Origin of the sequence: Aquabacterium sp. (assembly GCF_041909175.1) — a bacterium.
Classification (GTDB): domain Bacteria; phylum Pseudomonadota; class Gammaproteobacteria; order Burkholderiales; family Burkholderiaceae_C; genus Aquabacterium.
The window spans coordinates 60,774-78,191 of the sequence record NZ_JAYRDZ010000002.1 but is presented as its reverse complement, the minus strand read 5'-3'; the positions used below and the strand labels follow the sequence as shown (position 1 = coordinate 78,191).

14 protein-coding genes are annotated in these 17,418 nt (G+C 62.1%); 6 read left to right on the top strand and 8 right to left on the bottom strand.

The features are described from left to right. Positions 1–13: 13 nt before the first annotated feature. The gene (locus ACE3PH_RS02970; protein WP_374316378.1) at positions 14–691 is read left to right on the top strand and encodes a hypothetical protein; all 678 of its coding nucleotides are present in this window, start codon (positions 14–16) and stop codon (positions 689–691) included. A gap of 121 nt (positions 692–812) precedes the next feature. On the opposite strand, the gene acnB is transcribed toward ACE3PH_RS02970, so the two are convergent. The 6 genes from acnB to prpB all read right to left on the bottom strand — a co-directional run bounded on the left by acnB (position 813) and on the right by prpB (position 10,308). Further along, entirely contained in the window at positions 813–3,404 is a 2,592-nt protein-coding gene (gene acnB / locus ACE3PH_RS02965; RefSeq protein ID WP_374316376.1) for a bifunctional aconitate hydratase 2/2-methylisocitrate dehydratase, read from the bottom strand. Between the two features lie 277 nt (positions 3,405–3,681). Then, positions 3,682–4,203, bottom strand: coding sequence for a hypothetical protein (locus ACE3PH_RS02960; protein WP_374316374.1), 522 nt, complete (start codon positions 4,201–4,203; stop codon positions 3,682–3,684). Positions 4,204–4,327: 124 nt separating this feature from the next. Further along, on the bottom strand, positions 4,328–5,515 hold the full coding sequence (gene prpF, locus ACE3PH_RS02955; protein WP_374316372.1) for a 2-methylaconitate cis-trans isomerase PrpF: 1,188 nt from the start codon (positions 5,513–5,515) through the stop codon (positions 4,328–4,330). Between the two features lie 78 nt (positions 5,516–5,593). Further along, positions 5,594–8,212: a Fe/S-dependent 2-methylisocitrate dehydratase AcnD gene (gene acnD / locus ACE3PH_RS02950; protein ID WP_374316370.1), complete on the bottom strand. Its 2,619-nt coding sequence runs from the start codon at positions 8,210–8,212 to the stop codon at positions 5,594–5,596. A gap of 13 nt (positions 8,213–8,225) precedes the next feature. After that, positions 8,226–9,389 carry a 2-methylcitrate synthase gene (gene prpC, locus ACE3PH_RS02945; protein WP_374316368.1) on the bottom strand — a complete coding sequence of 388 codons (1,164 nt, stop codon included), beginning with the start codon at positions 9,387–9,389 and terminating at the stop codon, positions 8,226–8,228. A 34-nt stretch (positions 9,390–9,423) separates the two neighbouring features. After that, positions 9,424–10,308, bottom strand: a complete 885-nt coding sequence (gene prpB, locus ACE3PH_RS02940) for a methylisocitrate lyase (RefSeq protein ID WP_374316366.1) — start codon at positions 10,306–10,308, stop codon at positions 9,424–9,426. A gap of 243 nt (positions 10,309–10,551) precedes the next feature. Between prpB and prpR the strand changes: the two genes are divergently transcribed. Both prpR and ACE3PH_RS02930 read left to right on the top strand, forming a co-directional pair. Then, the gene (prpR, locus tag ACE3PH_RS02935) at positions 10,552–12,498 is read left to right on the top strand and encodes a propionate catabolism operon regulatory protein PrpR (protein WP_374316364.1); all 1,947 of its coding nucleotides are present in this window, start codon (positions 10,552–10,554) and stop codon (positions 12,496–12,498) included. A gap of 45 nt (positions 12,499–12,543) precedes the next feature. Next, positions 12,544–13,209: a dienelactone hydrolase family protein gene (locus ACE3PH_RS02930; RefSeq protein ID WP_374316362.1), complete on the top strand. Its 666-nt coding sequence runs from the start codon at positions 12,544–12,546 to the stop codon at positions 13,207–13,209. 36 nt (positions 13,210–13,245) lie between these two features. Here the strand turns inward: ACE3PH_RS02930 and ACE3PH_RS02925 are convergent, their stop codons facing one another. Beyond that, on the bottom strand, positions 13,246–14,262 hold the full coding sequence (locus ACE3PH_RS02925; protein ID WP_374316360.1) for a CoA ester lyase: 1,017 nt from the start codon (positions 14,260–14,262) through the stop codon (positions 13,246–13,248). A 138-nt stretch (positions 14,263–14,400) separates the two neighbouring features. Then, positions 14,401–15,387, bottom strand: a complete 987-nt coding sequence (locus tag ACE3PH_RS02920; protein WP_374316358.1) for a malate dehydrogenase — start codon at positions 15,385–15,387, stop codon at positions 14,401–14,403. Positions 15,388–15,640: 253 nt separating this feature from the next. Between ACE3PH_RS02920 and ACE3PH_RS02915 the strand changes: the two genes are divergently transcribed. The 3 genes from ACE3PH_RS02915 (at position 15,641) to sdhD (ending at position 17,417) form a co-directional block, all read left to right on the top strand. Next, a complete protein-coding gene (locus ACE3PH_RS02915; RefSeq protein WP_374316884.1) occupies positions 15,641–16,438 on the top strand; it encodes a GntR family transcriptional regulator in 798 nt (265 codons plus the stop codon). Positions 16,439–16,590: 152 nt separating this feature from the next. Then, a complete protein-coding gene (gene sdhC, locus ACE3PH_RS02910; protein ID WP_374316356.1) occupies positions 16,591–17,028 on the top strand; it encodes a succinate dehydrogenase, cytochrome b556 subunit in 438 nt (145 codons plus the stop codon). Between the two features lie 26 nt (positions 17,029–17,054). After that, entirely contained in the window at positions 17,055–17,417 is a 363-nt protein-coding gene (sdhD, locus tag ACE3PH_RS02905; protein ID WP_374316354.1) for a succinate dehydrogenase, hydrophobic membrane anchor protein, read from the top strand. Position 17,418 lies beyond the last annotated feature (1 nt).

Below are 17,418 nucleotides of genomic sequence, written 5' to 3'. Positions count from 1 at the left end.
ATCTGAGACACCCATGGCACAGGTGATGATCAACAGTGCGCCATCGGCATCCCGTTGGATGGCCGTGGCTGTGACCGTGGCGCTGTGCATGGCTGCATGGGGTGCGTGGTGGCTGATCCAGTCACCGGCTGCTGAGGGTGATCAGTCCGGGGGCGGTGCACTGGCCGGCAACGTGGCGCCCTCGGTTTTCGACCCCGGTCAGCTGGCGGAAGTGCGTGCCATCGAGAGCCAACAAGCTGCAGCAGCTTCGGTGGTGGCACGTGAGCCGGAAGTGAAGCCGGTTGACCGCCATCTGAGCGAACGGCCAGATTACGTGTCGCCGATGGAGTGGGCCATGCTGCAAGGCGTGGCCCAGCAGGATGCGGACCCACCCAAGGCACTTGCCCGGCTGGTCAACTCGCTGCGTTTCACCCGGCAGATGGAGCTCTGGGAGGACATGGCTGCCATGCCAGACAAGGCAGCCAAACGCCGCAGGTTGGCGGTCCAGTTGCTGGATGACCTGCCCAACCGCGTGGCCCATGGTGACCTGGCGCTGGCCGACGCACAGGCCAAGCTGAATCCCTTGATCGCCGATGCGGTGGCGGACCCATCAGTGCGGGCGCAACGGCAACAGCGTGAGCTTGATCGGCTGCAACAAGCCGAAGCGGCCTACCAGGCAAGCGAACAGGTGGCGGCCCGGAGCGTGCCCTGACCTGGCAGTCTGACGCGAGACAAAACAAAAGGCCCGTCTGCATTGCAGGCGGGCCTTTCTTCGATTCAACCCAAGCAGCCCCTTCATGGAGAAGGGCGCTGCGAGGTGATCAGTTCATGCCTCAGGCATTCACCGACTTGGCGGTCTCCACGTACTCTTCAATCTGGTTGAAGTTCATGTACTTGTAGATCTTGTCGGAGTCCTTGGCGATCACACCGGTCTCAGTCAGGTACTCAGCCGGGGTCGGCAGCTTGCCCAGCTTGGAAGCCACGGCCACCAACTCAGCCGAGCCCAGGAACACGTTGGTGTTCTTGCCCAGGCGGTTCGGGAAGTTACGGGTCGACGTGGAGATACAGGTCGAACCTTCCTTGATCTGAGCCTGGTTACCCATGCACAGCGAACAGCCGGGCATTTCGGTACGGGCGCCAGCGGTGCCGAAGGTGTTGTAGAAGCCTTCCTTGGTCAGCTCGGCGGCGTCCATCTTGGTGGGCGGTGCCACCCACAGACGCACCGGGATGTCCTTCTTGCCTTCCAGCAGCTTGCCGGCGGCACGGAAGTGACCGATGTTGGTCATGCACGAACCGATGAAAGCTTCGTCGATCTTGGTGCCAGCCACTTCGGACAGGAACTTGGCGTCGTCCGGGTCGTTCGGGCAGCAGACGATGGGCTCCTTGATGTCGGCCAGATCGATTTCGATCACGGCGGCGTACTCGGCGTCCTTGTCGGCTTCCAGCAGTTGCGGGTTGGCCAGCCAGGCTTCCTGGGCTTCGATACGGCGTTGCAGAGTGCGAGCGTCCTGGTAACCATCGGCGATCATGTTCTTCATCAGAACGATGTTCGACTTCAGGTACTCGGCCACAGGCTCCTTGTTCAGCTTGATGGTGCAACCAGCAGCAGAACGCTCAGCCGAAGCGTCAGACAGTTCGAACGCTTGCTCGACCTTCAGGTCAGGCAGGCCTTCGATTTCCAGCACGCGACCGGAGAAGATGTTCTTCTTGCCAGCCTTGGCCACGGTCAGCAGACCTGCCTTGATGGCGTACAGAGGAATAGCGTGCACCAGGTCGCGCAGGGTGATGCCAGGCTGCATCTTGCCCTTGAAGCGAACCAGCACGGACTCAGGCATGTCCAGAGGCATCACGCCAGTGGCGGCGCCGAAAGCGACCAGGCCGGAACCAGCGGGGAAGGAGATACCAATGGGGAAGCGGGTGTGCGAGTCACCGCCGGTACCAACGGTGTCAGGCAACAGCAGACGGTTCAGCCACGAGTGGATCACGCCGTCACCAGGACGCAGGGCCACGCCACCGCGGTTGGAGATGAAAGCGGGCAGTTCGCGGTGCATCTTCACGTCCACGGGCTTCGGATAAGCAGCCGTGTGGCAGAACGATTGCATGACCAGGTCAGCGGAGAAGCCCAGGCAAGCCAGGTCCTTCAGCTCGTCGCGGGTCATCGGGCCGGTGGTGTCTTGCGAACCAACGGTGGTCATCTTGGGTTCGCAGTAGGTGCCAGGACGCACGCCTTGACCTTCAGGCAGACCGCAAGCACGGCCAACCATCTTCTGCGCCAGGGTGAAGCCCTTGCCGGTGTCCTTCGGAGCCACGGGCAGGCGGAACAGGGTCGAAGCGCCCAGGCCCAGGAACTCACGTGCCTTGCCAGTCAGCGAACGACCGATGATCAGGTTGATACGGCCACCAGCGCGGACTTCGTCCAGCAGGACTTGCGACTTCAGAGCGAACTCGGTCACCACAGCGCCGTTCTTCTCGATCTTGCCGTCGTACGGGAAGATGTCGATCACGTCGCCCATTTCCAGCTTGCTCACATCGACTTCGATGGGCAGCGAGCCGGAGTCTTCTTGCGTGTTGAAGAAGATGGGGGCGATCTTGCCGCCCAGGGTCACGCCGCCGAAGCGCTTGTTGGGCACGAAGGGGATGTCTTCGCCGGTTGCCCAGATCACGCTGTTGGTCGCCGACTTACGCGAAGAACCGGTGCCGACCACGTCGCCCACGTAGGCAACCAGGTTGCCCTTCTTCTTCAGGTCTTCGATGAACTGCATCGGGCCGCGCTTGCCGTCTTCTTCGGGCTTGAAGGCCGCGTCAGGACGGGTGTTCTTGAGCATCGCCAGATAGTGCATCGGGATGTCAGGACGGCTCCATGCGTCAGGAGCGGGCGACAGGTCGTCGGTGTTGGTTTCGCCAGGCACCTTGAACACGGTCACGGTGATCTTCTTGGCGACTTCAGGACGGCTGGTGAACCACTCAGCGTCGGCCCACGATTGCATCACGGCCTTGGCGTTGGCGTTGCCAGCCTTGACCAGTTCAGCGACGTCGTGGAAGGCGTCGAACATCAGCAGGGTCTTCTTCAGGGCTTCAGCAGCCACAGCGCCGACTTCAGCGTCGGACAGCAGGTCGATCAGGGGCTTGACGTTGTAGCCACCCACCATGGTGCCGAGCAGCTCAGTGGCCTTGGCCTTGGAGATCAGAGCCACCTTCAGGTCACCGTGGGCCACGGCCGACAGGAAGGATGCCTTGACCTTGGCTGCGTCGTCCACGCCCGGGGGAACGCGGTGGGTCAGCAGGTCAACCAGGAATGCGTCCTCGCCTGCGGGCGGGTTCTTGATCAGCTCGATCAGCTCGGCGGTCTGCTGGGCAGACAGGGGCAGCGGAGGGATACCGAGTGCAGCGCGCTCGGCAGCGTGTTGGCGATAGGCTTGCAACATGTTGTTTACCTCGGGTGGAGGGCAGGGGCTGATTCAAACGAATTCACCGCAGCGGAGGCGGAAAACACGGAAAGAGGCACAACAAGCGTCTCCCCGGACCGGATAGATCCGGGTTGCTTTTTTGTGCAGACTCCTATTTTCGCTTACGAGTGCGGTAAATGTCACATGGTCGTCGCGAAAACATTCAAAGAATGTGCTGATTCGCGGCGCAAAAAAGCACCCGGTGCCTTCGCACAGGGTGCCACATGAGGGAAACCTCTTGGAAAAGCGGTCAGGTTCAGTTGTTCAGATTGAACACGGAAGCCTGAGGATGGCGATCAAGTTCACTCTGCGCAGCACGCTGCACATCGTGACGGCAGTCGTCAACCAGGCGGTGACCTGACTTGGGATCCATGAGCATGGACTTGGTCAGGATCTGGATCATCAGTGCTGCACCGCGCACATCTTCCAGACGGGTGGCGCCCGTGCTGCTGAGCACAGGCTTCATCAGCCACGACTGGCTACCCAGGTTCAGGTTGAAGTAGCCCTTGTAGGTTTCGTTCGGCGAGATGGAGACTTTCTTGCCGAACTCGCAGTCATAGTGCCCAACCAGCACGTGTTCAGCTGCTTGCAGTTGTTCTACCGACGCTTCAGGGATGCTGGCCAGCTTCTCAACGATCGCAGGGCGGGTTTTGGCGGGCTTGATGTTGCTGGCGCGAGCCAGTTGCGGTGCCAGCGTGCCGGCCACCAGGCCCAGCATGACGCCTGTTGCCAGGGCCAGTTGACGAACGCGTTGAGTGCGGGCGATACGAGCAGTCATGGTATGAACTTCGTGATGAGCGGGGGTGGTGTTGGTCCAGACCTCAGAGGTCTGGCCAACGTCATGGTGTTATCCATTTTCCGCCAAATTCCCCGGTAATCGCGGCGGAAGTTTGTGACAAAGCTTAGAAGGTGTCACCAGGGATGCGGACCCACCCTTCCATGAGGATGCGGGCGCTGCGGCTCATGATGGCCTTGGTCACGGTCCACTGGCCTTCGACCTGTTTGGCCTGGGCGCCGACGCGCAAGGTGCCGGATGGGTGGCCAAAGCGCACGGCTTCGCGTTCGCCACCACCGGCTGCCAGGTTGACCAGCGTGCCAGGGATGGCGGCAGCGGTGCCGATGGCCACGGCGGCCGTTCCCATCATGGCGTGGTGCAGCTTGCCCATGGAGAGCGCGCGCACCAGCAGGTCGACATCCTTGGCGTCAATGGTCTTGCCGCTGGACGCGGTGTAGGTGGTGGGGGGAGCCACAAAGGCGATCTTGGGCGTGTGCTGACGGGTGGCTGCTTCTTCCGGTGTCTTGATCAGCCCCATGCGCAGTGCACCCGCCACGCGGATGGCCTCGAAGCGCTTCAGTGCTTCGGGGTCGGTGTTGATCTGTTCGCGCAGTTCCGTGCCGGTGTAGCCGATGTCCTTGGCATTGACGAACACCGTGGGTATGCCGGCCGTGATCATGGTGGCCTTGAAGGTGCCGACACCAGGTACGTCGAGGTCATCGACCAGGTTGCCGGTGGGGAACATCGAGCCACCTTCCTCGCCGTCATCCGAGGGGTCCATGAATTCGAGCACGATCTCGGCGGCCGGGAAGGTCACCCCATCGAGTTCGAAGTCGCCGGTTTCCTGTACCTGCCCGTTGGTGACAGGCACATGGGCGATGATGGTCTTGTGGATATTGGCCTGCCAGATGCGAACGACGCAAGTGCCGTTTTGGGGGATGCGGGCCGGATCGACCAGACCGGCGTGGATGGCGAAAGCGCCAGCTGCCGTTGACAGGTTGCCGCAATTACCTGACCAGTCCACAAAAGGCTTGTCGATGGATACCTGGCCGTAGAGATAGTCGACATCGTGATCCGCCTGTGTGCTCTTGGACAGGATCACGCACTTGGAAGTCGATGAGGTTGCCCCACCCATGCCATCGATGTGGGCCGCATAAGGGTCGGGGCTGCCGATGACGCGCATGAACAGCTTGTCGCGGGCTTCGCCCGGTACCTGGCAGGCTGCGGGCAGGTCTTGCAGGCGGAAGAACACGCCCTTGCTGGTGCCGCCACGGATGTAGGTGGCAGGGATCTTGATCTGGGGTGAGTGAGCCATGGATGCTCCTATGTCAAAACGAAACGAGGCGGCACGTTGCCGGGCCGCCTCGGTGATCAGCTCATATCGGGGTGATGATCAGGCAGCCTTGTTTTCGGCCAGGAAGTCCTGGGCAAAGCGCTGCAGCACACCGCCGGCTTCGTACACCGACACTTCTTCTGCCGTGTCCAGGCGGCAGGTCATCGGCACCTTCGTGACTTCACCGTTACGGCGGTGGATGACCAGCGTCAGGTCGGCGCGAGGCTGCAGTTCACCTTCGACGTCAAACGTCTCGGTGCCGTCGAGGCCCAGTGTCAGGCGGTTGGTGCCCGGCTTGAACTCCAGCGGCAGCACGCCCATGCCGATCAGGTTGGTGCGGTGGATGCGCTCGAAGCCTTCGGCCACGACGGTTTCCACACCAGCCAGACGGACACCCTTGGCAGCCCAGTCACGTGAGGAGCCCTGACCGTAGTCGGCGCCCGCGATGATGATCAGGGGCTGACGGCGGTTGAGGTAGGTCTCCATGGCCTCCCACATGCGCATCACCTGGCCTTCAGGCTCCACGCGGGCCCACGAGCCCACCTTGATCGAACCGTCTTCCTTGCGCACCATTTCGTTCTTCAGCGTGGGGTTCGCGAAGGTGGCACGCATGGCGGTCAGGTGGTCGCCGCGGTGGGTGGCGTAGGAGTTGAAGTCTTCTTCCGGCAGGCCCATCTTCGCCAGGTACTCGCCTGCAGCCGAGTTGGCCAGGATGGCGTTCGACGGCGACAAGTGGTCGGTGGTGATGTTGTCCGGCAGGATGGCCAGCGGGCGCATGCTCTTGAGCGTGCGCGGGTTGGCGGCCAGCGCACCCACACCTTCCGTGTCCCAGTAGGGCGGGCGGCGGATGTAGGTCGACTGCGGACGCCAGTCATACTGTGGCGTCACCTTCTCGCCGTCGTCTGCCTTGATGGCGAACATCGGCTCGTAGACCGCGCGGTATTGCTCGGGTTTCACCGCGGCCTTCACCACGGCGTCGATCTCTTCGTCGGAAGGCCAGATGTCCTTCAGGCGGATTTCCTTGCCATCGACGACCGTCAGCACGTCGTTTTCGATGTCGAATCGCACCGTGCCGGCGATGGCGTAGGCCACGACCAGCGGGGGCGAGGCCAGGAAGGCCTGCTTGGCGTATGGGTGGATGCGGCCGTCGAAGTTGCGGTTGCCCGACAGCACGGCGGTGGCGTAGAGGTCGCGGTCGATGATCTCTTGCTGGATCTTCGGATCCAGCGCGCCAGACATGCCGTTGCAGGTCGTGCAGGCAAAAGCCACGATGCCGAAGCCCAGTTTTTCCAGGTCGTCCAGCAGGTTGGCTTCCTTCAGGTACAGCTCTACAGCCTTCGAGCCAGGGGCCAGCGAGGACTTCACCCAGGGCTTGCGCGTCAGGCCCAGCTTGTTGGCGTTACGGGCCAGCAAGGCTGCGGCAATCACGTTGCGTGGGTTGGAGGTGTTGGTGCAGCTGGTGATGGCGGCAATGATCACGGCGCCGTCAGGCATCGTGCCTTCACTGGCCGCAGGCATTTGCCACTTGCCGGCAATGCCCTTGGATGCCAGGTCAGCGGTGGCCACGCGGGCGTGCGGGTTCGACGGGCCAGCCATGTTGCGCACCACGCTCGACAGGTCGAACTCGAGGTTGCGTTCGTAGACTGCACCCTTCAGTGTGTCCGACCACAGGCCGGCGGTCTTGGCATAGGTCTCGACCAGCTTGATCTGCTCGGCTGTGCGGCCGGTCAGCGCCAGGTAGTCCAGCGTCTGTTGGTCGATGCTGAACAGGGCGGCTGTCGCACCGTATTCCGGTGCCATGTTCGAGATGGTTGCACGGTCGCCGATGGTCAGGCTGGAAGCGCCTTCGCCATGGAACTCGAGGTAAGCGCCCACCACCTTGTTCTTGCGCAGGAACTCGGTCAAGGCCAGCACGACGTCGGTGGCGGTGATGCCGGGTTGACGTTTGCCTGTCAGCTTCACGCCGACGATCTCAGGCAGGCGCATCCAGGATGCGCGGCCCAGCATGACGTTCTCGGCTTCCAGTCCACCCACACCCACGGCGATGACGCCCAGGGCGTCCACGTGCGGGGTATGCGAGTCGGTGCCAACACAGGTGTCGGGGTAGGCCAGGCCCTTGTCGGCATGGATCACCGGCGACATCTTTTCCAGATTGATCTGGTGCATGATGCCGTTGCCGGCCGGGATCACATCCACGTTGGCGAAGGCATGCTTCGTCCAGTTGATGAAGTGGAAGCGGTCCTCGTTGCGGCGCTCTTCGATGTCGCGGTTCTTCTGGAACGCATCGGGGTCGAAGCCGCCACACTCCACGGCCAGCGAGTGGTCGACGATCAGTTGCACGGGCACGACCGGGTTGACCTTGGCGGGGTCGCCGCCTTCCTTGGCAATGGCGTCACGCAGGCCGGCCAGGTCCACCAGGGCGGTCTGGCCCAGGATGTCGTGGCAGGCCACGCGGGCCGGGAACCAGGGGAAGTCACGCTCGCGCTTGCGCTCGATGAGCTGGGTCAGGCATTCGGTGACGATGGCCGGGTCAGCCTTGCGCACGATGTTTTCGGCATGCACGCGCGAGGTGTAGGGCAGCGTGGCCCACGCGCCGGGCTTGATCGCTTCGACAGCCGCCTGGGTGTCGAAGTAATCCAGCGAGGTGCCGGGCAGGGCTTTGCGGTAAGCGGTGTTCATGGGGACGCTGTCCTTACTTGCGCTTCTTCAGCGGCACGAACTTCTGGTCTTCCGGGCCGACGTAGTTGGCCGACGGACGGATGATCTTGCCGTCGATGCGTTGTTCAATGATGTGTGCCGACCAGCCGGAGGTGCGGGCGATCACGAACAGCGGGGTGAACATGTCGGTGGGCACGCCCATCATGTGGTAGCTCACGGCCGAGAACCAGTCCAGGTTCGGGAACATCTTCTTGATTTCCCACATCACCGACTCCAGGCGCTCGGCGATGTTGTACATCTTCATGTTGCTTTGCTCGGCGCTCAGATCCTGGGCCACCTTCTTGATGACCACGTTGCGTGGGTCGCTCACGGTGTACACCGGGTGACCAAAGCCGATCACCACTTCCTTGCGCTCGACGCGGGCGCGGATGTCGGCCTCAGCCTCTTCCGGGTTGTCATAGCGCTTCTGGATTTCGAAAGCGACTTCGTTGGCGCCACCATGCTTCGGGCCACGCAGGGCACCGATGCCGCCGCAGATGGCCGAGTACATGTCGGAACCCGTGCCGGCCACCACGCGCGAGGTGAAGGTCGATGCGTTGAACTCGTGTTCTGCGTACAGGATCAGGCTGGTGTGCATGGCGCGCACCCAGCTGTCGCGCGGCTTCTCGCCATGCAGCAGGTGCAGGAAGTGGCCGCCGATGGAGTCGTCATCGGTTTCGACTTCAATGCGCTTGCCGTTGTAGGCGAAGTGGTACCAGTACAGCAGCATCGAACCCAGCGAGGCCATCAGCTTGTCGGCGATGTCGCGGGCGCCAGGGTGGTTGTGGTCTTCCTTTTCAGGCTTGACGCAACCCAGCACCGACACGCCGGTGCGCATCACGTCCATCGGGTGCGACGACGGGGGCAATTGCTCGAGGGCGACCTTCACAGCAGCGGGCAGGCCGCGAAGCGACTTCAGCTTGGCCTTGTAGCCAGCCAGCTCGGCCACGGTGGGCAGCTTGCCGTGCACCAGCAGGTGGGCGATTTCTTCGAATTCGCTGGTGGTGGCCAAGTCGAGGATGTCGTAGCCGCGGTAGGCCAGGTCATTGCCGGTACGGCCCACGGTGCACAGGGCGGTGTTGCCCGCAGCGGTGCCCGACAGGGCAACAGACTTCTTGGGCTTGAAACCGGGGGTCTTGGTCTCGGGGGTGGCGCTCATGTTCAGAGTCTCCTGGTACGTTAGGCAGGGCGGTTTATTTCTTGGCAGCAAACAGTGCGTCGAGCTTTTGCTCGAAGGCGTGGTAACCGATGCGGTCATACAGCTCTTCGCGAGTCTGCATGATGTCCACGACGTTGCGTTGATGTCCGTCACGACGAACTGCAGTGTAGACAGCTTCAGCGGCCTTGTTCATGGCGCGGAAGGCGCTCAAGGGGTAGAGCACCATGCCCACGCCGGTGGGGCGCAGGTCGTCCACGCTGAACAGGGGCGTCTTTCCGAACTCGGTGATGTTGGCCAGCACAGGCACCTTCACAGCGTCGACAAACTTCTTGTAGGTGTCGAGGTCGTAGGCGGCTTCGGCAAAGATGCCGTCGGCGCCCGCTTCCACGCAGGCAATCGCGCGCTCGATGGCAGCGTCCACGCCATGCACCTGGATGGCGTCGGTGCGGGCAATCAGGAAGAAGTTGGGGTCGCTCTTGGCGTCGGCTGCAGCCTTCACGCGGTCCACCATTTCTTCGGTGGTGACGATTTCCTTGCCGGGGCGGTGGCCGCAGCGCTTGGCACCAACCTGGTCTTCAATGTGGCAAGCGGCGGCGCCGGCCTTGATCAGGCTCTTGACCGTGCGCTCAATGTTGAAGGCGCTGGGGCCGAACCCGGTGTCGATGTCGACCAGCAGCGGCGTGTCGCACACATCGGTGATGCGGCGCACGTCGATCAGCACATCTTCCAGGCCGCTGATACCCAGGTCTGGCAAGCCCAGTGAGCCGGCTGCCACGCCGCCACCAGACAGGTAGATGGCCTTGAAACCAGCGCGCTTGGCCAGCAAGGCATGGTTGGCGTTGATGGTGCCCATGACTTGCAGGGGGGCTTCTTCTTTCAGGGCCTGGCGAAAGCGTGCGCCCGGGGTCAGAGTGGCCATGTCGGTCTCCAGTATGAATGGGGTTCAGCGTGAGCTGAGGTCTTGTTTCGCAACGCTTGTGCCAGCTTGCGATCGGGGTGCGTACGGCCGGATAACTGTTTGATTTTCAAGGTGAAACCCAGGTGTGCCACTCCGGGTGGATACCAATGTGTACAAGCTTGTTTCAATGTCTGTTTCGTTGTTGAAACAATGTTGCGTTGTATTGTGAAACAATGGTGAAACGCCTTCCTCGTCATGGCCCCGATGACACCGACTTTGCCGTCTGCTTCTGCCGTCGTTTCAGATCCACCGCACATCGTGGCGGTGGGGTTTCGGCGTATCAACAAACTGCTGCAGGAGTTGGCGCCAGATTTCGCCGCGCGTGCCTCGGTTGAAGTGCTGGACATGGGCTTCGAGCAGGCGGTCTCGCGCATCCGCGCCATTCAGGCCGATCGTCCGATCGATGTGGTGGTGTCGGCGGGCTCGAACGGGGCTTATCTTCGTCAGCACCTGGAGACGCCGGTGGTGCTGGTCAAGGTCGGTGGCTTTGATCTGTTGCAGGCCCTGGCACGCGCCCGCCAGGTATCCGACCGCATTGGCTTGCTGACCTATGAGGGCATGGCCCCTGATCTCAGCCCGTTCGCATCGCTGTTCGACCTGGGTCTGGTTCAGCTGACCTACCGGACCGAGGAGGAGGCTGGGGCGCGGATCAGCCAGATGCGGCAGGCTGGCGTCTCGGTGGTGGTCGGGCCGGGCCTGGTCGCCGACCTGGCCGATCAGGCCGGTCTGAACGGGGTCTTTCTGTATTCGATCGATGCGGTGCGGGAGGCGCTGGAGGACGCCGTGGAGGTGGCGCGTACCTCGCGTATCGAGCAGGCCAAGCGTGAACGGCTCAGCACCATCCTCGCTCAGCTGAGTGATGGTGTGATTGCCGTGGACCGGCAGGAGCGCATCCAGACCATCAACCCGACCATGGCGCAGTGGCTCGGTATCGAGCCTGCGCACTGGCTGGGGCGTGTGCTCAGTGAAGTCTGTCCGGAGCTGGGTTTGCAGCATGTTTTGCGTCTGGCCGTGCCTGACCTGGAGCACATCGAGCGGGTCAAGGGCAAGACGCTCATCGTCAACCGCATGCCCATCGTGGAGCAGGGCGTTCTCACGGGGGCGGTGCTGACCTGCCAGGACCCGATTTCGATTCAACGGGTCGACCGCCATATCCGTACCCGCATCAAACCCCTGTCCTCGGCATCACGCTACGAGCTGGGCCAGTTCCTGGGGCACAGCCAGGTGGCGCAGCGTGTCCGTGATCTTGGCTGGCGCTGCGCCCGCAGCGAGGCCACGGTGTTGCTCATAGGTGAGAGTGGCACCGGCAAGGAACTCCTGGCGCAAGGCATTCACATGGCCAGTGATCGGCGCGATATGCCTTTCGTGGCCGTCAACTGTGCGGCTGTCTCCGAGTCGCTGCTGGAAAGCGAGCTGTTTGGCTACGAAGACGGGGCCTTCACCGGGGCGCGGCGTGGCGGCAAAATTGGCCTGTTTGAAGCTGCGCACAACGGCACCATTTTTCTGGATGAAATCGGTGAAATGCCTGCACCTTTGCAGACGCGGCTGTTGCGGGTGCTGCAGGAGCGCGAGGTGCTGCGAATTGGGGCTACCGAGCCGACGCCCGTCAACGTGAGGGTCATCGCAGCCACCCACCGCGACCTGCAGGATCACGTCGCGCAGGGGCGTTTCAGGCTCGACCTTTTCTACCGCCTGAACATCCTGCGCATGGATGTGCCTTCCTTGCGCGAGCGGGTGGCTGATTTGCCCGAAATCGCCCGTGCCATCGGTCGGCGTGTGTGTGCGCGGCTGGGCTTGCCGCCGGTGCAGGCTGATGGCTGGGTCGATGCCCTGGTGGCTGGGGCATCACATTACGCCTGGCCAGGCAATGTGCGCGAACTGGAAAACCTCATCGAGCGCGTGCTGGCCTATGCCGGCGGGGCTGCGGCTGAGGCGAAGGCCGGTGAAGCCTTGCGGTTGATGGCGCCAGAGCTTTTTGCTGCGGCCCATGTGCATCCCGCTGTGCCGGTGCCGGTTGACTTGCGCAGCGAGGCTGCCCAGGCAGAGCGTGAACGCATCCAGCAGGTGCTCCAGGCTTGTGGCGGTGACCGGGTCGAGGCGGCACGCCGCCTGGGTATCAGTCGCACGACGCTGTGGCGCAAGCTGCGCTAAAGTCGGCGCGCATCGAAGGCATCGTGCTTTCGCAGGAGCATATTCATGGGACAAATGATCACCTTCTCGCGCCCGGATGGCGCACAAAGCAACGCCTATCTGGCTGAGGCTGGCGCTGGGCGTCCAGGGGTCATCCTGATTCAGGAATGGTGGGGGCTCAATGACAACATGAAGACCATCGCAGACCGTCTGGCTGCTGCGGGCTTCACAACGTTGGCGCCCGATCTGTATCGAGGCCGGCTGGCCAGCAGTGCAGATGAGGCCAGTCACATGATGAATGGCCTTGATTTTCCGGATGCCACACACCAGGACATCCGTGGTGCCACGGCATACCTGTCTGAGCGTTGCAGCAAGGTGGCCGTCATGGGTTTTTGCATGGGCGGGGCCTTGACCATTGCCTCGGCCGTGCACGTGCCAGGCTTGTCGGCTGCGGTGTGCTTCTACGGCATCCCGCCACGCGAGTTCGCCGACCCCGCCAACATCCGCATTCCCTTCATGGGGCACTTTGCCAGCCTCGATGGCTGGTGCACCCCTGAGGCGGTCAATGAGCTCGAGCAGCGCATGCAAGGCAGCGGTGCGTTGCGCACTTTCTGTCGCTATGAGGGGGTGGACCACGCCTTTTTCAACAAGGCGCGGCCCGAGGTATATGACGCGGCCAGTGCCGAACTGGCCTGGGACCGCACGGTCGCCTTCCTCGCTGAGGTGCTGTGACGGCCGGGGTACTTTGGCCGCTCATGCAGCGCCTGTTCAGGCGCTGAAGAAGGCGGCTTCCACCTCTTCGGGGATGGGTTGCCCTGTCAGCCACGCGCGTTCCAGCACGGCCCAATAGTGACGGTAGCTGGCGCGGTCATGCAGGTTGCCTCGGTGTGAGGTGGGGGCCCAGTGAGCAGCCTGAGCTGCCATCAGGATCTCGATGGCGTCGTCCACCTCGGCTGTGACCGGGGCAAACGCCTCGATGATGACCGGGATCTGATCGGGATGGATGCTCCACATCCGGGTGTAGCCCAGGTCGTGCGAGGCCTTGCGAGCGGCATCGGCCAGCGCGCGGTGGTTCTTGAACTCGGTGACCACGCAGTGTGATGGCGTGATGCGTGCCGCGTGGGCTGCGGCCGAGATTTCCAGCTTGGCGCGCAGCACCAGCGGATGGGTGAACTGCCCTTGCGCACTCATGGCCGAGGCTGGGATGGCGCCGCGGTGCTCCGAGACGAAATCCATCAGGCCGAACGACAAGGATTCGATGCCGGCCAGGCGGGCAATCGCGTTCACATCCTGCACGGCCGTCAGGGTTTCGATCAGCACGTGAACCGGAATCGGGCGGTTCAGGCCGTGGCGGGTGCGGGCTTCACGGATGGTACCCAGTGCCCGCCGGGCCTCATCGGCATCAGCCACCTTGGGCAGCATCAGGTAGGCCAGGCGGTGGCCCGACAACTTGACCAGTGTGTCGATGTCTTCTGCAAAGTGCGGATGGCTTGGGCTGTGAACCCGCGCGCCGACGCGGTCGTACGCATTGGCCTCGCTGTTGACGAGTTCGGCCACCAGTTGCACGTGGTCGTCCTCTCCACCCACTGGGGCACCATCTTCCAGGTCCAGCGTCACGTCAAACAGGGCGTGGCCGGAGCTGATCCCCATTTCTTCTTGCAGCGCCAGGCTCTTGCGCATTCTGGCTTCCACGCCGGCATAGTGATCACAGACGGGCAGGGCGGGGCGACTGGCTTCGGCGCCAAACAGGGCTTGACGGGGGTGGATGAGACTCAAGGTGGACATGTCCGCAACCTCTTGGAAATGCGCGGTGGGTGGGTGTCAGAAAAAACAAAAGCCGGCCTGTCGGATGACAGCCGGCTTTGATTGTGAGTCAGGCTTCGGTTTCAACCAAGTGGTTCACGTCAGCCTGCTCGTTGGCGATCACAGCAGGTGCTTGACGCCGTCCTTTTCGCCTTCCAGCTCGGCCAGGGTCTTGTTGATGCATTCTTGAGAGAAAGCGTCGATTTCCAGACCTTCGATGACCTTGTACTCACCGTTTTCACAGGTGACGGGGAAGCCGAACATGACATCCTTGGGGATGCCATACCAGCCTTGCGACGGGATACCCATCGTGACCCACTTGCCGTTGGTGCCCAGGGCCCAGTCGCGCATGTGGTCGATGGCGGCGTTGGCGGCCGAAGCAGCCGACGACAGGCCGCGAGCGGCGATGATGGCGGCGCCACGCTTGCCCACGGTCGGCAGGAACACTTCAGCGTTCCAGACTTGATCGTTGATGGTGTCCTTGACCGACTTGCCGTTCACGGTGGCGAAGCGGTAGTCAGCGTACATGGTGGGCGAGTGGTTGCCCCACACGGCCAGCTTCTCGATGTCGCCCACGGCGCAGCCGATCTTGGTGGCGATTTGCGAAGCGGCGCGGTTGTGGTCCAGGCGCAGCATGGCGGTGAAGTTGCCCGGCTTCAGGTCCGGAGCCGACTTCATGGCGATGTAGGCGTTGGTGTTGGCGGGGTTGCCGACAACCAGCACCTTCACGTTGCGCGAAGCCACGGCGTTCAGGGCCTTGCCTTGAGCGGTGAAGATCTGGGCGTTGGCGGCCAGCAGGTCGGCACGTTCCATGCCGGGGCCACGGGGACGTGCGCCGACCAGCAGAGCGTAGTCGGTGTCCTTGAAGGCGGTCATCGGGTCAGCGTGGGCTTCGATGCCGGCCAGCAGCGGGAATGCGCAGTCTTCCAGCTCCATGATCACGCCCTTCAGCGCGTTTTGAGCCTTCTCATCAGGGATTTCCAGCAATTGCAGGATCACCGGCTGATCTTTGCCGAGCATTTCGCCAGAGGCGATGCGGAACAGGAGGGCGTAACCGATTTGACCAGCGGCGCCAGTGACGGCGACGCGAACGGGTGCTTTGCTCATAGGGCAACTCCGAGAGATAGAGAAGGTAGGAAGGGGTGAGGTAACAGCCCGCTAGTGTAGCGCTCACGCAGTGGAAGTGTCCATTTTTTGCGTGTCAAGCATCTTATGTCTTATATAAGATATCTTTCAGTCTATGATTGGACTTTGCTCGCCAGATGTGGTGCAATCATGCCCGTCCTGGTTGACAACGGGCGACATCCCTGCCCAACCCAACCCGTATCGATCACACCCCGATCGCACTGACAAAAGAGACATTTCTGCTGTGGTGACCCCTACGCCTTCCTCTGCCGTTTCCGACGAAGCCACTGTGGCTTCGCCCGCTGGCGTTGTGGGGCCGTCCTTCAGTCCCCTCTATCAGCAGATCAAGGCCCTCATCCTGCGCAGCCTCCAGACCGGAGAGTGGCGCCCTGGTGAGGCCATCCCCAGCGAGGTTGAGCTCGCCGCCCGTTTCAAGGTCAGCCAAGGCACCGTTCGCAAGGCGATCGACGAACTGGCTGCTGAAAATCTCCTTGTTCGCCGCCAGGGTAAAGGCACCTTTGTAGCCACCCATTCGGAAGAGCGGGTCCAGTACCGATTCCTGCGCTTGACACCAGACAACCCCGAGACGGGTAGGGAGTCCAAGCGTGAATTCCTGGATTGCCGTCGACAACGTGCGCCAGCCGATGTGGCCCGTGCACTCCAGCTCAAGGCGGGCGACATGGTGGTCGAAGTGCGCCGTGTGCTGCATTTCAACAACCGTCCGGTCGTGCTTGATGACATCTGGTTGCCGGCGCATCTCTTCAAAGGTCTGACGGCTGAACGCATGAGCCAGTACAAGGGGCCCATGTACGGCCTCTTCGAAAGTGAATTCGGTGTGCGCATGATCCGCGCCGAAGAAAAGATCCGCGCGGTGCTGGCCAAGGAGGCCGACGCACAGGTTTTGCAGATTCCCGTTGGAACCCCCTTGCTCAGCGTTGAACGCCTGTCGCGCACGTACGACGACAAGCCGGTCGAGTTGCGCAGGGGCCTGTACCTCACGGAGGCGCACCACTATCGAAACGAACTCAGCTGATGCGCACGCCCCGATTCTTTGCCCCGAAGTCGATTTCATGTGCATGTCACTCTGAAATCGTGTTCTCCAGATCCGCCGGACAAGGGATTGCCCTAAAATCCCGGATTCTCTCTTTGACTGTTTTTTGACGCTAGGCAGGAGCCTCCAGAAAAATGGCTGATACCGCGAAACCCCCCCGCCCCGTCTACCGGAACATCCACATCACCGATATCCGCACCTACCGCTTGCCGGTTGCGGGCTTCGTGTCGATCCTGCACCGCGTCAGCGGCGCAATGATGTTCCTGTTGATGCCCTTCATCATCTGGATGTTCGACACCAGCGTGTCGTCGGAGATCTCATATGACCAGTTCACATCCGTCTTCAATGTCGGTTGCGCTGGTGGAGCTGTTCCAGGCTGGTTCTTCAAACTGATTGCATTGGCTCTGATCTGGGGCTATCTGCACCACTTCACCGCAGGTGTTCGTCACCTGTGGATGGACCTGACCCACAGTGTCACGAAGGAACAAGGCAAGTCGTCGGCTGTCGCCACCATGGTGATCAGCGTCGGTCTGACCGTCATCCTCGGCGCCAAGCTGTTTGGCCTCTTCTGATTTTCTGATCGCAGGAAATTCTCACCATGTCTCAAAACTACGGTACCAAGCGCATCGTCGTCGGTGCGCACTATGGCCTGCGCGACTGGATGGCCCAGCGTGTCACCGCCCTCCTGATGGCCCTGTTCACGGTGGTCCTGCTGGCGCAGGTCATCTTTGGCGAGCCCCTGAGCTACTACAAGTGGTCCGGCATCTTCTCCGCCCAGTGGATGAAGTTCCTGACTTTCGTCGTGATCCTGTCCCTGCTGTACCACGTGTGGGTCGGCATGCGTGACATCTGGATGGACTACATCAAACCCGTTGGCATCCGCCTCGCTCTGCACGTGTTCACGCTCGTGTGGCTGGTTGGCTGCGCTGGCTGGGCGATCCAAGTGCTGTGGAGACTCTAAA

Coding starts and splice junctions, on each gene's coding strand:
- prpF (WP_374316372.1), bottom strand. CDS start 5,515: ATGGCTCACTCACCCCAGATCAAGATCCCTGCCACCTACATCCGTGGC.
- sdhD (WP_374316354.1), top strand. CDS start 17,055: ATGTCTCAAAACTACGGTACCAAGCGCATCGTCGTCGGTGCGCACTAT.
- ACE3PH_RS02970 (WP_374316378.1), top strand. CDS start 14: ATGGCACAGGTGATGATCAACAGTGCGCCATCGGCATCCCGTTGGATG.
- ACE3PH_RS02925 (WP_374316360.1), bottom strand. CDS start 14,262: ATGTCCACCTTGAGTCTCATCCACCCCCGTCAAGCCCTGTTTGGCGCC.
- ACE3PH_RS02930 (WP_374316362.1), top strand. CDS start 12,544: ATGGGACAAATGATCACCTTCTCGCGCCCGGATGGCGCACAAAGCAAC.
- prpC (WP_374316368.1), bottom strand. CDS start 9,389: ATGAGCGCCACCCCCGAGACCAAGACCCCCGGTTTCAAGCCCAAGAAG.
- prpB (WP_374316366.1), bottom strand. CDS start 10,308: ATGGCCACTCTGACCCCGGGCGCACGCTTTCGCCAGGCCCTGAAAGAA.
- ACE3PH_RS02960 (WP_374316374.1), bottom strand. CDS start 4,203: ATGACTGCTCGTATCGCCCGCACTCAACGCGTTCGTCAACTGGCCCTG.
- prpR (WP_374316364.1), top strand. CDS start 10,552: ATGACACCGACTTTGCCGTCTGCTTCTGCCGTCGTTTCAGATCCACCG.
- acnB (WP_374316376.1), bottom strand. CDS start 3,404: ATGTTGCAAGCCTATCGCCAACACGCTGCCGAGCGCGCTGCACTCGGT.
- sdhC (WP_374316356.1), top strand. CDS start 16,591: ATGGCTGATACCGCGAAACCCCCCCGCCCCGTCTACCGGAACATCCAC.
- ACE3PH_RS02920 (WP_374316358.1), bottom strand. CDS start 15,387: ATGAGCAAAGCACCCGTTCGCGTCGCCGTCACTGGCGCCGCTGGTCAA.
- acnD (WP_374316370.1), bottom strand. CDS start 8,212: ATGAACACCGCTTACCGCAAAGCCCTGCCCGGCACCTCGCTGGATTAC.